This window comes from Pantoea anthophila, assembly GCF_006494375.1.
Taxonomy (GTDB): domain Bacteria; phylum Pseudomonadota; class Gammaproteobacteria; order Enterobacterales; family Enterobacteriaceae; genus Pantoea; species Pantoea anthophila.
Genome location: NZ_VHIZ01000050.1, coordinates 413091 through 426942, shown reverse-complemented (window position 1 = coordinate 426942; position 13852 = coordinate 413091). Strand labels below are relative to the sequence as shown.

Here is a 13852-nt window from a genome sequence, read left to right as displayed (position 1 = left end):
GTTACCGCGCGCTGTCGTTTAGTGAGCGTGCTCGTCGCCTCTGGCGTGAGTATGGTCGTGGGAATGGGAATGGCTGTGACCGTGACCAGCCTCAGCCGCGCTGCTGAAGCTCAGCTCACACTCAGCACCGGCACAGGGCTGATACTCCATCTGCACGGTCGCATGGTCAATCTGATAGTGCTGGCGCAGATAGTCATGAATGCGGTGCAGCAGCGCATCGTGGTCATAGGGCGGGATCACCTGCACATGCAGCGTCAGCAGCGGCTTTTCACCCACCTGCCACAGATGCACATGGTGAACATTGCGCACTTCAGCGATGTTCAGGGTGAGGTCCCGCATCAGCCGGTTCACATCCAGGGAGTGGGGTGCCCCTTCAAGTAATTCCTGCAGGCTCTCACGCAGCAGCGCCCAGGCACTGCGCAGCACCAGCAGTGACACCAGCAGCGAGAGAATCGGGTCGATCGGCGTCCAGCCGGTCAGCATAATGATGGCTGCCGCCACAATCGCCCCCACCGAACCGAGCAGGTCACCCATGACGTGCAGTGCCGCTGCCCGCACGTTGAGGTTCTTCTCTTCGCTGCCGTGGTGCAGCAGCCAGAATGAGAGCAGGTTGGCCAGCAGGCCGCCAATCGCGATGCCCAGCATCAGGCCGCCGGTCACCGGCTGCGGATCGCTGAAGCGACGCACTGCCTCCCAGACGATCAGCGCGGTAATACCCAGCAGGGCGATGGCATTGACAAAGGCTGCTACGGTGGTCAGGCGCAGCAGGCCAAAGGTATGACGCGCATTGGGTTTACGGCGCGAGAAGTGGACCGCCAGCAGCGCCATCAGCAGGGCGGCGGCATCGGTGAGCATATGCCCGGCATCTGCCAGCAGCGCCAGTGAACCTGAAAGCCAGCCGCCAATCACCTCGGCAACCATGAAGAGGACGGTCACGCCAAAGGCGGCCGCCAGACGCGTGCGATTACTATCCTGCCCGCTATGAGTGTGGGTATGTGCCATAAGATTCCAGTTTTTTCAGTAACCTGTTTGCTAATAATATCAGTAATTGCCACGTCTCAGACGTGTCCTGATGCTGTTTTGCCTGCTCTGCGAGTTGCTGACTCAGCTGTGCACCCTGCTCCAGCCCCACCAGCAACCAGCTGCCTTTCATCCGGTGTGCCGCGTCGGCAAACTGGTTCCAGTCCGCGCGTGCGCGCGCCTCACGCATCACGGCCAGATCCTGGGTCACCGTGCTGTGCAGCGTCTGGCTCAGCCGGCTGAGAAATTTGTCATTCTGCTGTGCCAGCTGCCACAGGTTCTCATCCAGCGGTGCCAGCGGGTCGGGCTGCCACTCCGCCAGCAGTGCGCGGAGATCGGCCAGCTGCACCGGTTTAATCAGAACCCGCTCCTGCGCCTCAGCCGGTCGTGACAGCAGCTGGGCGTCTGCGGAGCAGAGCACCCGCATCGCCTGCCGTCCCCGCTGCCGGTCACGGCGTCGCAGCAGTCGCAGCAGCAGCGTGCCGTCAGGACGCGGCATCATCTGGTCGATAAACAGCAGGTCAAAAGGCTGCTGCGCATCGGCCTTCAGCAGCGCACGTCCCTCTTCGAAGATGTCGGCCTGAATGGCAAAGCGCGCCAGCTGCTGCTGCATCACCAGCAGATTGGCCGGATGGTCATCGACAATCGCCACCCGCAGATGGGGAAAGCCGGGCAGGCCAGACTCATCGGTGCTGCTGACCGGCTCCGCGATCTGCAGGGGCAGGGTCACCGTGACCTGCGTTCCCTGGCCGGGCTGCGAGGTGAGCCGGATATCGCCCCCCATCCGCAGCACCATCTCGCGGCAGATAAACAGGCCCAGACCGCTGCCCTGCACCGACACGGTTTTGCCCGACGGCGCCTGATACCAGGGATCAAACAGCTTCGGCTGCTCCTCTGGCGGAATACCGCTGCCGCTGTCAGTGACCGTCAGCACCAGCTGCTGCTGCTCTGCCGCCAGGGTGAGGCGGATGGTGCCGTGACGGGTAAATTTCAGCGCATTGGTTATCAGGTTATTGACTACCTGCTGCAGGCGATCGGCATCGATCATCACCGTGTCAGGCAGCGGCGTCTGTGCCGCGACGATCAGACGCGGGCCGTCCGCCCGCATTAACGGATGATAAAAATGCTGCTGCTGTTCGAGCCACTGCGCCAGCGCCAGCGGGCGGGGCGCCAGGGTAAAACTGTTGCTCTCGATACGTGCGTGATCCTGCAGGTCATTCAGCAGGGTCAGCAGGGAGTGTGCGCTGCTGTGCAGCAGGGTCAGGTTCTGGCTGTTGAGCTGCTGCTTCTCCAGCTCCAGCAGGCCGAGGATCGCCTGCATCGGCGTACGCAGCTCATGGCTGACGGTAGCCAGAAACTGGCTTTTCATGGCGTTGGCCCGCTCCGCCTGTTCGCGCTGCTGACGCTCGCGGCGCTGCTGCCAGTAACGGCGCGCCAGTAGCAGGAGCAGCAGCACAATGGCGGCCCCGGCTACCGCCAGCACCATCATCGGCAGCGATCGCATCACCATCACGCTGCCGGGCTGCGGCGGTGTTGACCAGCTGTCGCGCATTTTGCCCTGAGTATCCGCCGGGATCTGCTGCAGCGCCCGATCCAGCAGGCTGCGCAGCAGGGGCTGTTCGGGCGTGACACCCAGCGCGATCGGCCAGGCGATGTCGCTGGCGGCAAAGGCGAGGTGGATACGCGCGTCATCACGGCTGGCGATGCGCCAGCGGGCAGAGAGCACATTATCGACCAGCGCATCAATCTGCCCCTTTGCCAGCGCATCATAAAGGCTGTTCCGGTCGGCAAATGGCACCGGATGCAGATCCTCCGGCAGCAGGCGCAGCGCCAGGTCATCCTGCAATACGCCGATCCGCCTGCCGCGCAGATCCTGCCAGTGCGACAGCGGGGCAGAGTGAATGCTGTAGATCCCCCACAGCGCCCGCCATACCGGCAGTGAGGTGCTCTGCATCGCATCGCCATTAAGGGGCTGCATCAGTTGCAGCATCGCCTGCTGCTGCTGAATCAGCGCACTGGCCTGATGGGGATTGCTGACCCACACGGGTTCAAACTGCAGGCCCGTGCTCTGGGCGACCGCTTTCAGTAAATCCACGCCATAGCCTCTGGCGGTACCGCTGGCGTCGCGATAGCTCCAGGGATAATTGTCAGGCTCGGCGGTGTACGTAATGCGAGGGTGGTCGGCAATCCACGCGCGTTCAGCGGGGCTGAGCATCAGGGTCTGCGTATCCTGATAGCGCGGCAGCGTGCTGCTCCAGCGCGCCTGCAGGCTGTTCATCAGTTCCGCCGGTAACTGACGCAGGCTCTGATTTATCCAGTCAATCAGCGCGGGATCGCGGGAGAGCGCACGCAGGTTAAGCTGTCCCGCTTCAATATGTGAGGCGATCTGATAAATCTGCCCCTGCTGCAGCTGACTCAGCAGAAAACCGGCGCTGGTCTCGTCCGCCACCACATAGTCGTTCTGCTGATTGAGCAGGGTATAGAGCGCCTGCAGGTCGCTGCTGTAGCGTCGCCAGTGGTGACGGGCCGCCAGGGCGGGTGGCAGCTGCGCCAGGGTGCTGTCGCTGATCGCAAGCTGCGCATTCTGGCTGTTGAACATCACGGCACGCTGGTTCTGCTGATTGCGATAGACCCGCAGCGGACTGCTGAACCAGCTTTCACTACTCAGCGTGCCCTGAGGCAGCGGGGTGTTCCACATGCCCAGCGCAAAATCGATCTCTCCGCGGTTCAGGGCCTGCATCAGTTGCGGCGCGTCGTTGTAGAGGCGCAGGGTAAACTGCGCCCCGGTCAGCTGTCGCAGCGCAGCAAGATAGTCGGCATTGATGCCATACAGGTCGTTGCCGATCCGCATCGTCCAGGGCGCGTGGTTCTCTTCCAGCAGTCCGACGCGCAGGCTCTTTCCCTGCATGGTTTCGGCATGCGTGACCGGCAGCATCATCGGCAGGTTCAGGCTGCTGACCGGGCGCACCTCAGCCAGCGCGCTGCCCCACAGCCACAGCAGGATCAGCAGCGCATATCTCACTGCTGCGCCTTCCAGAGGTCAGCCAGCTCAACCACAGAGCGGGCACCGGTTTTTTCCAGAATGTTCTTTTTATGGGTGCTGACCGTTTTGTTGCTGATGTGCAGCTGGGCGGCGATTTGCAGGTTAGAGAGGCCGCTGGCGAGCAGCGCCAGAATCTGACGCTCTTTGTGCGTCAGCGGCAGCTCAGGCTCCTCTTCGGTTTCCGGAAACGCGGTCTGTCCGCCGAGCACGGCCAGAATGGCGCTGAGCAGCTGCGTCATGCGCTGGCTTTTCACCACATAACCGGACGCCCCTAACGCCTGAGCGCGCCGGATATAGTGACGGGTCTGCTGGGCCGAATAGATCAGCACCGGACAGTGGGGACGATGGATTTTCAGGCGGCGCAGGATCTCCAGCCCGTCGCTCTCCGGCAGCCCGATATCAAGCACGATAATGTCCAGCGGCTGCTGAAGAAAAGGACGGGCGGCGTGTTCACTACTGGCAGAGAGGAGCTGAACCGGAATGGGCGACTGGCTGAGCGCGGCTTCAAGGGCCACTTCGACCAGCGGATGATCGTCAATCAAGAGCAAAACGGCCATGAACGGTTTCCCTGTAAATTTCACAGGATGAGCATAGCGGAAGAGTGGGGCAGAGGGGAGAAAAACCCGGAGAACGGATGCTCTCCGGGTCAGACAGAATTACTGGGTCGTGCCGTCGGTTTTAGTATTAACGTCACCGCCGCCCACTTTCGTTTCAACTTTTTTGTTGATGTTCGGACATTTGCCATCTTTACACTGGCTGTTCTGGTCAATTTCGTTAGCAGACATATTTCCGCTGCTGGTGGTGCTGCCAGAAGTGGCCGGATTAGTATTGGTGCCGGTGTTATTAATTTTGCTGTTATCGACATTATTCGGTGGCAGGTTCTCTTTTGCGCCGGGTGCGACCGCACCTGCACTGGCTGCCTGGTTAGCTGTGCCGTTGTTGCTGCCTTCCGCCAGCGCCGCGCCACTGCCTAATGTCATTGCTGCTGTCAAAAAGAGTAAGGCAAACTTTTTCATCATTATACTCCCATTAATAAATGAAGACGTTTTAAGCCCAGAGGTGAAATTGGGGATAAAAAAGTCCCGGACGAAATAAAATTCGCCAGTTGGCTTAAACAGGGTGATTTAATCATGTAAGCGGGACGTTCCTCAGTGCTTACCATTAAAAAGTCTAGTCGCTAACCTGATTAATGCAAATATGACCCGCACATTTAACCCGCAGCGGGAATTTACACCCCTGGCGCTTCGGGCTACATTGGGCAGGTTGTGTCCGGCGGGCGCCGGGCCAGAAATAATATGGAATCAGTATGAATTACCAGAACGATGACTTACGCATCAAAGAGATTAAAGAGCTGTTACCCCCGGTTGCGCTGCTCGAAAAATTCCCGGCGACCGATCGTGCTGCACAGACCGTTTCCCAGGCGCGTCAGGCGATTCATCAGATCCTGCAGGGCAAGGACGACCGCCTGCTGGTGGTGATTGGTCCCTGCTCAATCCACGATCCTGAGGCCGCCAAAGAGTATGCCGGCCGTCTGCTGGCGCTGCGGGATGAGCTGAAAGGCGAACTGGAAGTGGTCATGCGGGTCTATTTTGAAAAGCCGCGCACTACCGTAGGCTGGAAAGGGCTGATCAACGACCCCTACATGGATAACAGCTTCCAGCTCAATGATGGTCTGCGTCTGGCGCGTAAACTGCTGCTGGAGATCAATGACAGCGGTTTACCGGCGGCGGGCGAGTTTCTGGATATGATCACCCCGCAATATGTGGCGGATTTGATGAGCTGGGGCGCGATTGGCGCACGCACTACCGAATCCCAGGTGCACCGTGAGCTGGCCTCCGGTCTCTCCTGTCCGGTCGGTTTCAAAAACGGCACCGATGGCACCATCAAGGTGGCCATCGATGCCATCAACGCTGCCGGTTCGCCGCACTGCTTCCTGTCAGTGACCAAATATGGCCACTCCGCGATTGTTGAAACCAGCGGCAATGGCGACTGTCACATTATTCTGCGCGGCGGCAAAGAGCCGAACTACAGTGCGAAGCATGTGGCTGAGGTCAAAGAGGGTCTGGCAAAAGCGGGTCTGCCACAGCAGGTTATGATCGATTTCAGCCATGCCAACAGCAGCAAGCAGTTCCAGCGTCAGATGGTCGTGGCGGACGATGTCGCGCAGCAGATCATCAACGGTGAGCAGGCGATTGTCGGCGTGATGATCGAGAGTCATCTGGTAGAGGGCAATCAGAGCCTGGAGAGCGGTGAGCCGCTGGTCTATGGCAAGAGTGTCACTGATGCCTGCATCGGCTGGGATGATACCGACAAGGTGCTGCGTCAGCTGGCGGCAGCGGTTAAACAGCGCCGCGGTTGAGTGCTGGCTGTCTGGCGTGACGACTGGCCGGATCTGTCTGAATACGCGGTGGAGAGTGAGCCTGCTGAGGGAACACAGTCAGATCGGAAAGACGCAACAACCGCCATCCATGGCACGCTCTGCCCGCGCCATCCCTGGCGCGGGACGCTTTCCTCTTCTGACCATGTTCCCTGCACATTGAGCTGATTTATTGCTGCCATACTCAGACGGCTTTGACGATGTGATTCGTCCGGGACGAACGGACATTCAGGCTTTTACTCTGACAATTAAAGATGACACACAGCATTGCCGGACGCAGCCCAATAAAAAAGGCCAGACTTCTGTCTGGCCTTTTTGCCTCTCAGCGAAAAATTACTTCGCTTTACCCTGATTCGCAACGGCTGCGGCTTTCGCGGCAATCTCGTCCTGGTCGCCCAGGTAGTAGCGTTTCAGCGGTTTGAAGTTTTCATCGAACTCATACACCAGCGGCACGCCGGTTGGGATGTTCAGTTCGAGGATCTCATCTTCGCTCAGGTTATCCAGATATTTAACCAGTGCGCGCAGTGAGTTGCCGTGTGCGGCAATGATCACTTTCTCACCGCTTTTGATGCGCGGCAGAATGGTGTCGTTCCAGTAAGGGATCACGCGGTCGATGGTCAGTGCCAGACTTTCGGTGGTCGGCAGCTGCTCCGGGGTCAGTTTCGCGTAACGCGGGTCATGGCCAGGGAAGCGCTCATCAGCACGATCCAGCTCAGGTGGGGTAACGGCAAAACCGCGACGCCACTGCTTAACCTGCTCATCGCCATATTTGGCCGCGGTTTCCGCTTTATCCAGGCCCTGCAGCGCACCGTAGTGACGCTCGTTCAGACGCCAGGTTTTCTCGACCGGCAGCCAGGCCTGATCCAGCTCATCCAGCACATTCCACAGCGTGTGAATCGCGCGCTTCAGTACAGAGGTGTAAGCGAAATCGAAAACAAAGCCCTCTTTTTTCAGCAGCTGACCCGCTGATTTGGCTTCGCCACGACCTTTCTCAGAAAGGTCAACATCATACCAACCGGTAAAGCGGTTTTCGTTGTTCCACTGGCTTTCGCCGTGTCGCACCAGAACCAGCTTAGTTACAGCCATAGCTTAACTCCTTAATACTGTGATGTTTCTGTGAGATTGGAAACCTGCTGCTGCCCGCCTGACACGCGAGCGGATTGCGCCATACCATAGCGGAAAAGCGGGCAGCGCGTAAGCCTGTGTGTGACGCACTGCGCGTTTTTCAGCCAGAAGATCAGCGTGGCGTGAAGCGATAGCGCGTCACCGATTCCCAGCGATCTCCCGGTTGCAGCCAGCAATCGGGCTGAGGCCACTCAGCATGATTGGGCGAATCCGGTAAAAATTCACTCTCCAGCGCAATGCCCTGAAATGCAGTATAGCTCTCCTGCTCGCGGGCACGGGTACCGGCCAGATAGTTGGCAGAGTAGAACTGCAGGGCCGGAGCGGAGGTGGTGACGCTGAGCTGCAGTCTGCCATCTTCTGACCAGAGTTCTGCGGCAGGCTGGCTGTCATCGCCTGCGCTGTTGAGCAGAAACGCATGGTCATACCCCTTCACCGCCCGCTGGTCGTCCTCTGTCATGAAATCCTGCGCGACCGTTTTCGCCTGCCGGAAATCAAAGCTGGTGCCGGCCACGGCTTTCAGCGGCGCATTGGGAATCCCTTCGCTGTCGACCGGCAGATAGTGATCTGCGTGCAGTTGTAAGCGATGCTGGCGGGCGTCGCCATGATGCGCATCAAGGTTAAAGTAAGCGTGGTTGGTCAGGTTGACCGGACAGGGCTGGTCGCAGCGTGCTTCATAGCGGATGCTCAGGCAGTTCTGATCGTCCAGATGATAGTGCAGGTCGGCAATCAGGTTACCGGGATAGCCCTGATCGCCATCCGGCGAATCCAGGCGGTAGTGCACGTCGCTGTCTGACTGGCTGACAATCTGCCAGCGACGTTTATCAAACCCTTCCGGACCGCCATGCAGCTGATGCGCGCCCTGGTTCGGCACCAGCTGACGGTTGAGTGTGGTCAGTTTTGCACCGGCGATGCGGTTAGCGTAACGGCCCACCGTGGCACCGAGATAAGCATCCTGGTGCAGATAGTCAGAGGGGGTGGCGCAGCCAAGCAGCGCTTCACGTACCGTGCCATCCTGCATCGGGACGCGGGCGGAGAGCCAGGTTGCGCCCCAGTCCATAAAGGTCGCCAGCATGCCGTTGGCATTGCGCAGCACCGTGATGCGCCACGGCTGACCGTCGGGCGCGTGAGAGTTGACGTCATTCAGCATTGACCGGCTCCTTCAGAGGCTTTGCAGACGTAGAAGGTCTCTTTGATGCCGGTCTGCGCTTCATACTTCTCCGCAACGGCGGCTTTCACCTGATCCACCCGATCCAGCGGCATCAGCGCGACGATACAGCCGCCGAAGCCGCCGCCGGTCATGCGAACGCCACCGTGCTCACCAATTTGCGCTTTTACGATCTCCACCAGCATGTCGATCGGCGGCACGGTGATCTCAAAATCGTCACGCATGGAGGCGTGCGACTCGGCCATCAGCTGACCCATACGGGAGAGGTCGCCCCGGCTCAGCGCATCGGCGGCTTCGAGCGTGCGGGCATTCTCGGTCAGAACGTGACGCACCCGCTTAGCCACCTGCGGATCCAGCTTCGCCTCTGCCGCTTCAAACTCCGCCAGCTCAACATCACGCAGCGCTTTTTTGTTGAAGAAGCGCGCGCCCGCTTCACACTGCTCGCGACGGGTATTGTATTCGCTGCCGACCAGAGTGCGGCGGAAGTTGGAGTTGATGATCACCACGGCGATATCTGCCGGCATCGACACCGGACGGGTGCCCAGCGTGCGGCAGTCGAGCAGCATGGCGTGATCTTTCTGGCCCAGCGCGGAGATCAGCTGGTCCATGATGCCGCAGTTACAGCCAACAAACTGGTTTTCTGCTTCCTGACCGTTAACCGCAATCGCCGCGCCATCCAGCGGCAGGTTATAGAGCTGCTGCACCACGGTGCCGACCGCCACTTCCAGCGAGGCAGAGGAGCTGAGGCCCGCACCCTGCGGGACGTTGCCGCTGATCACCATGTCGATGCCACCGAAATCGGCATGACGCCGTTGCAGATGTTTCACTACGCCGCGCACATAGTTCGCCCACATCGGCTCCTGCACGCTGACGATCTCTTCATCGAGCGAAAAGGTGTCCTGGGCATTCTCATAATCCGCCGCGACCACGCGAATCTGGCGATCGTCACGGCGGGCGCAGGCGATCACCGTCTGGTAGTCAATGGCGCAGGGCAGCACAAAGCCGTCGTTATAATCGGTGTGCTCACCAATCAGGTTGACGCGACCCGGTGCCTGAATGGTATGGGTGGCGGCGTAACCGAAGGTATCTGAGAAAAGCTGCTGCGTGATGGTTTTTAAGCTCATTGTTGTGCCTCACGGAAGTGAACGTCGCTGACAGAACGCAGACGTTCCGCCGCCTGTTCCGCCGTTAAATCGCGTTGGGTTTCGGCCAGCATTTCATAGCCGACCATAAATTTGCGTACCGTTGCTGAACGCAGCAGCGGCGGATAGAAGTGGGCATGCAGCTGCCAGTGATCGTTGGCTTCGCCGTTAAACGGTGCGCCATGCCAGCCCATAGAGTAGGGGAAGGAGCACTGGAACAGGTTATCGTAGCGGCTGGTGAGCTGTTTCAGCGCCAGCGCCAGATCGGTGCGCTGTGCTGCGCTGAGATCGGTCAGACGTCTGACGTGCGCCTTCGGCAGCAGCAGGGTTTCAAATGGCCAGGCGGCCCACCAGGGCACCACGGCCAGCCAGTGTTCGGTTTCCACGACGGTGCGGCTGCCATCCTGCTGTTCACGCGCCAGGTAATCGACCAGCATCGGTGAACCTTTTTTCGCGAAGTAGTCGCGCTGGTGGTCATCTTCACGCTGCGCTTCATTCGGCAGGAAGCTGTTGGCCCAGACCTGACCATGCGGATGCGGGTTGGAGCAGCCCATCGCCGCGCCCTTGTTCTCAAACACCTGCACCCAGGGATAGTGCTGACCCAGCTCAGCGGTCTGCTCCTGCCAGGTGCGCACCACCTCTTCCAGCGCGCTCAGCGACATCTCCGGCAAGGTTTTGCTGTGATCGGGCGAAAAGCAGATAACCCGGCTGGTGCCGCGTGCGCTTTCACAGCGCATCAGCAGATCGTCACTCTCAGGCGCGTCGGGGGTGTCGGTCATCAGCGCGGCAAAGTCATTGGTAAAGACGTAAGTGCCGGTATAGTCCGGGTTTTTGTCGCCGGTGATACGGGTATTTCCGGCACAGAGGAAGCAGTCCGGATCATGGGACGGCAGCGTGTTAACCGCCGGGGTTTCCTGCGCGCCCTGCCACGGCCGTTTGGCCCGGTGAGGAGAGACTAAAATCCATTGATCAATCAGTGGATTGTAACGGCGATGCGGATGATCGACCGGGTTGAATTTGTCCATGTGAGGTCCTGGTAAGCGTCAAAAGCCAAAGAGGCATCGGTAAAAATTAGCACATCAGCGCGCCCGAAAGCGTGATCAAGTCTGGATAAATGGTATCGTTTACACAAGCTGAAAATTCTTATTTGGTGGCATTGCGTGCGGTGCAGGAGGGTGAAAGGTGAGAAGGAATGGTAACGCTTACACAGGAGGGCTGTAAAACGCCGCTGTCGCGGCGTCAGGGCTGAGGAGAGAACGTTAGCGCAGCGTTTCCTGCTGATAGCGATAGCCATCCTCCTGAGGCACAAAACTCAGGCGATGCGTGATGCAGGCCGGCGCATCTTCGGCGTGATGCGAAACAAACAGCAGCTGGGTACGTCCTTCGCCAATCAGGACATCGACAAAGCGCCGCACCAGCTGACGGTTAATCGGATCGAGTCCCTGCAGAGGCTCATCCAGAATCAGCAGCGTCGGGTGTTTAACCAGCGCGCGTGCGATCAGCACCAGCCGCTGCTGTCCCCACGACAGGGAGTGGAAGGGGGCATCAGCCAGACGGTTGTCCATGCCGAGCAGAGCCAGCCACTGCTGGGCCAGCGCTTTCTGCCGGTCAGACGCCGCCTGATAGAGACCGATAGAGTCGAAGAAGCCCGACAGGATCACCGTGCGCACATTGGTGCTGACGCGATAATCCAGGTGCAGGCTGCTGCTGACATAGCCGATGTGCTGCCGGATGTCCCAGAGGGTTTCACCACTGCCACGGCGCCGGCCAAACAGGGTCAGGTCATTGCTGTAGCCCTGAGGATGATCGCCGGTCACCATACTGAGCAGGGTCGATTTACCGGCACCGTTCGGACCGGTGATCTGCCAGTGTTCGCCTGGGTTGACCTGCCAGTTCAACCCGCTGATGATGGGCCGATCGTGGTAAGAGACGGTGCCGTTGCGCAGAATGACGCGCGGCGCATCATCGGCCAGGGCGGGCAGAGCATCCGGCACATCCGCCTCCGGCAGCGCCATACCCAGCAGCTGTTCACTGTGCGCCAGCTGTGCCACCAGCGCTTCCGTCAGAATCGTCTGGCGCGCGCCGCTGTGGGTCAGATTACACTCCGCCAGCACGCCCACCTGCCCGATAAAATCGGGAATATCATCAAAGCGATTGAGCACCAGCACCAGCGTGAAATCGGGCTGCTGCAGGCTGCGCAGGGTGTCGGTCAGGCTGGCGCGCGACGCCACATCCAGCCCGTCAAACGGCTCATCCAGAATCAGCAGGTCAGGCTGGCTCATCAGCGCCTGGCAGAGCAACGTCTTGCGGGTTTCACCGGTAGAAAGATATTTAAAGCGACGTGAGAGGAGGGGTTCAATGCCAAACTGGCGGGCAAGCTGTTCGCACCGTCCGGGTTGCTGCCCCTCTATCTGGATGACATCGGCCACCGTGAGCCCGGTATCCTCTTCGCCTTCGCTGAGCATATCGGTGTTGTTGCGTTCCCACTCCTGTGCGACCAGAGACTGCAACTGCTCCAGCGACAGCCTGACCGGTCGTCTGAACGTGCTGCTGACCGAACCGGAGAGCGGCGGCAGCTCCCCGGAGAGCGCACGCGCCAGAGAGGATTTGCCGCTGCCGTTGGCGCCGACAAACGCCCAGCTCTCGCCGCGTTGCAGTTCCACCTGATTCAGTCGCAGTAACCGGGTATCGCTAAGACGAAACGTGCCTTGCGAAATATGCAATGAAGCCATAATCTGTTCCGTTTTTTGCATCGTGTTACTGCGTTGTAACCTCTGCCGGTAGTGATGTCAAATTCCCCGCTAGAGCAGGGTGGCGACGATGGCGTTCTCCGCATTAAAGCTGGCGGTCACTGCGTCGCCCGGCTGCAGCTTCAGCTGCTGAAGCCGCTCGCGGGTCAGGGTGGCGCACAGGGTTTCGCCGCTGGCGATCTGCAGCAGGACTTCACTTTTGCCGTCGCCCGGTTCAATAGCGCTGACGGTGGCCGCCAGCTGGTTGTCATCTCCGGTGGCATCCCGGCTGATGTGAATCCAGGGGGCTTTGATCAGCACCAGCACCTCTTTACCCGCCGCCAGCTGAAGACGATCGGCGCTGCGCTGCGTCAGCGCCACGTTAAGCTGCGTGACCCCATCGGCCAGCTGAATCAGCAGATGCTGCACCACCTGCTGCGCGTCATTGCTCATCACGGTGCCAAACAGCTGGTTTCGGGCGCTGGTCTGCAGGGAGAAGCGGGCGATCGCCGCCAGCATGCTGTCGAGCGGCAGGGCATCCTGCTGCAGGGCATCAAAGGCCTTCTGCTGGATCTGCTCCATCAGCTGAAACAGCTGGATCAGGCGTTCACCGTAGCGGGTCAGCGTCGCGCCGCCGCCACCTTTGCCGCCGGTGGCCCGCGCCACCAGCGTCTCATCCGCCAGCTGGTTCATCTCGTTAATCGCATCCCAGGCGCTTTTATAACTGATGCCTGCCAGCTTTGCTCCCTGACTGATTGAGCCGGTTTCCCGGACCCGTTTCAGCAGCTCGATACGACGGGGATCGGCAAACAGTTTCTGTTGTAAACGGATGTGAAGGGACAGTTCGGCTTCCATGACAGCTCCGGCAAAGGGTTAACGCGTGTGGAGGCCGATGATAGCGGCGTTTCGTGACCAAAGTAAAAGCACGAAAAGGGCTGCGCAAAATTTTCCTGACCCGTTACAATCACTTTTTTATTCTCAGAGTGAGACTCCCGATGCTGGAATTACTGAAAAGCCTCGCCGTAGCCGTCCTGATGGTGCCTGTGGTGATGGCGCTGATGCTGGGTATCATTTATGGCCTGGGTGAAGTGTTTAACGTCATCTCAAAATTTGGTCATCGCGAAAAATCCTCCGCCCGTTCGCACAACTGATTTCTGCCCCGCCCGCCTCTCTGCGCGGGCGCGGTCATTTTTATCCCGCCCCCCTTCATCCTTCTCTCTCCGCTGCCGATAATTTATCGGGATGCCGTGA

General features: G+C 59.5%; 12 protein-coding genes. 2 read left to right on the top strand and 10 right to left on the bottom strand.

The genetic code is table 11. The features are described 5' to 3' along the window. Positions 1-18: 18 nt before the first annotated feature. The 4 genes from zitB to FJW00_RS14160 form a co-directional block, all read right to left on the bottom strand. Complete coding sequence (gene zitB / locus FJW00_RS14175) at positions 19-1002, bottom strand: CDF family zinc transporter ZitB (protein ID WP_009091376.1); 984 nt, start codon at positions 1000-1002, stop codon at positions 19-21. Continuing rightward, positions 980-4057, bottom strand: a complete 3078-nt coding sequence (locus FJW00_RS14170; protein WP_140924560.1) for a hybrid sensor histidine kinase/response regulator — start codon at positions 4055-4057, stop codon at positions 980-982. The genes zitB and FJW00_RS14170 overlap by 23 nt, the downstream gene beginning before the upstream one ends. Then, positions 4039-4620: a response regulator transcription factor gene (locus FJW00_RS14165; RefSeq protein WP_140924558.1), complete on the bottom strand. Its 582-nt coding sequence runs from the start codon at positions 4618-4620 to the stop codon at positions 4039-4041. The genes FJW00_RS14170 and FJW00_RS14165 overlap by 19 nt, the downstream gene beginning before the upstream one ends. Before the next feature lie 99 nt (positions 4621-4719). Beyond that, the gene (locus tag FJW00_RS14160) at positions 4720-5082 is read right to left on the bottom strand and encodes a YbgS-like family protein (protein WP_033736370.1); all 363 of its coding nucleotides are present in this window, start codon (positions 5080-5082) and stop codon (positions 4720-4722) included. Between the two features lie 287 nt (positions 5083-5369). Here FJW00_RS14160 and aroG point away from each other — a divergent pair, with 287 nt between their 5' ends. Then, positions 5370-6422, top strand: coding sequence for a 3-deoxy-7-phosphoheptulonate synthase AroG (aroG, locus tag FJW00_RS14155; RefSeq protein WP_009091369.1), 1053 nt, complete (start codon positions 5370-5372; stop codon positions 6420-6422). Positions 6423-6773: 351 nt separating this feature from the next. Here aroG and gpmA read toward each other — a convergent pair whose 3' ends face one another. From gpmA to modE, 6 genes are all read right to left on the bottom strand, one after another. Next, entirely contained in the window at positions 6774-7526 is a 753-nt protein-coding gene (gene gpmA, locus FJW00_RS14150; RefSeq protein WP_009091367.1) for a 2,3-diphosphoglycerate-dependent phosphoglycerate mutase, read from the bottom strand. Positions 7527-7677: 151 nt separating this feature from the next. Further along, positions 7678-8712, bottom strand: a complete 1035-nt coding sequence (gene galM, locus FJW00_RS14145) for a galactose-1-epimerase (protein WP_140924556.1) — start codon at positions 8710-8712, stop codon at positions 7678-7680. Beyond that, positions 8706-9854 carry a galactokinase gene (gene galK / locus FJW00_RS14140; RefSeq protein WP_140924553.1) on the bottom strand — a complete coding sequence of 383 codons (1149 nt, stop codon included), beginning with the start codon at positions 9852-9854 and terminating at the stop codon, positions 8706-8708. The genes galM and galK overlap by 7 nt, the downstream gene beginning before the upstream one ends. Then, positions 9851-10897 carry a galactose-1-phosphate uridylyltransferase gene (galT, locus tag FJW00_RS14135; RefSeq protein WP_009091362.1) on the bottom strand — a complete coding sequence of 349 codons (1047 nt, stop codon included), beginning with the start codon at positions 10895-10897 and terminating at the stop codon, positions 9851-9853. The genes galK and galT overlap by 4 nt, the downstream gene beginning before the upstream one ends. A gap of 234 nt (positions 10898-11131) precedes the next feature. Then, a complete protein-coding gene (gene modF / locus FJW00_RS14130; RefSeq protein ID WP_140924551.1) occupies positions 11132-12604 on the bottom strand; it encodes a molybdate ABC transporter ATP-binding protein ModF in 1473 nt (490 codons plus the stop codon). 69 nt (positions 12605-12673) lie between these two features. Next, complete coding sequence (gene modE, locus FJW00_RS14125) at positions 12674-13456, bottom strand: molybdenum-dependent transcriptional regulator (RefSeq protein ID WP_009091358.1); 783 nt, start codon at positions 13454-13456, stop codon at positions 12674-12676. Between the two features lie 140 nt (positions 13457-13596). On the opposite strand from modE, the gene FJW00_RS14120 reads away from it, so the two are divergent. Further along, positions 13597-13752, top strand: a complete 156-nt coding sequence (locus tag FJW00_RS14120; protein WP_009091356.1) for an AcrZ family multidrug efflux pump-associated protein — start codon at positions 13597-13599, stop codon at positions 13750-13752. Positions 13753-13852 lie beyond the last annotated feature (100 nt).

Excerpts from the sequence above, each read along its gene's own strand:
- zitB (WP_009091376.1), bottom strand. The coding sequence starts at position 1,002 with ATGGCACATACCCACACTCATAGCGGGCAGGATAGTAATCGCACGCGT.
- FJW00_RS14165 (WP_140924558.1), bottom strand. The coding sequence starts at position 4,620 with ATGGCCGTTTTGCTCTTGATTGACGATCATCCGCTGGTCGAAGTGGCC.
- FJW00_RS14160 (WP_033736370.1), bottom strand. The coding sequence starts at position 5,082 with ATGATGAAAAAGTTTGCCTTACTCTTTTTGACAGCAGCAATGACATTA.
- aroG (WP_009091369.1), top strand. The coding sequence starts at position 5,370 with ATGAATTACCAGAACGATGACTTACGCATCAAAGAGATTAAAGAGCTG.
- gpmA (WP_009091367.1), bottom strand. The coding sequence starts at position 7,526 with ATGGCTGTAACTAAGCTGGTTCTGGTGCGACACGGCGAAAGCCAGTGG.
- galM (WP_140924556.1), bottom strand. The coding sequence starts at position 8,712 with ATGCTGAATGACGTCAACTCTCACGCGCCCGACGGTCAGCCGTGGCGC.
- galK (WP_140924553.1), bottom strand. The coding sequence starts at position 9,854 with ATGAGCTTAAAAACCATCACGCAGCAGCTTTTCTCAGATACCTTCGGT.
- galT (WP_009091362.1), bottom strand. The coding sequence starts at position 10,897 with ATGGACAAATTCAACCCGGTCGATCATCCGCATCGCCGTTACAATCCA.
- modF (WP_140924551.1), bottom strand. The coding sequence starts at position 12,604 with ATGGCTTCATTGCATATTTCGCAAGGCACGTTTCGTCTTAGCGATACC.
- modE (WP_009091358.1), bottom strand. The coding sequence starts at position 13,456 with ATGGAAGCCGAACTGTCCCTTCACATCCGTTTACAACAGAAACTGTTT.
- FJW00_RS14120 (WP_009091356.1), top strand. The coding sequence starts at position 13,597 with ATGCTGGAATTACTGAAAAGCCTCGCCGTAGCCGTCCTGATGGTGCCT.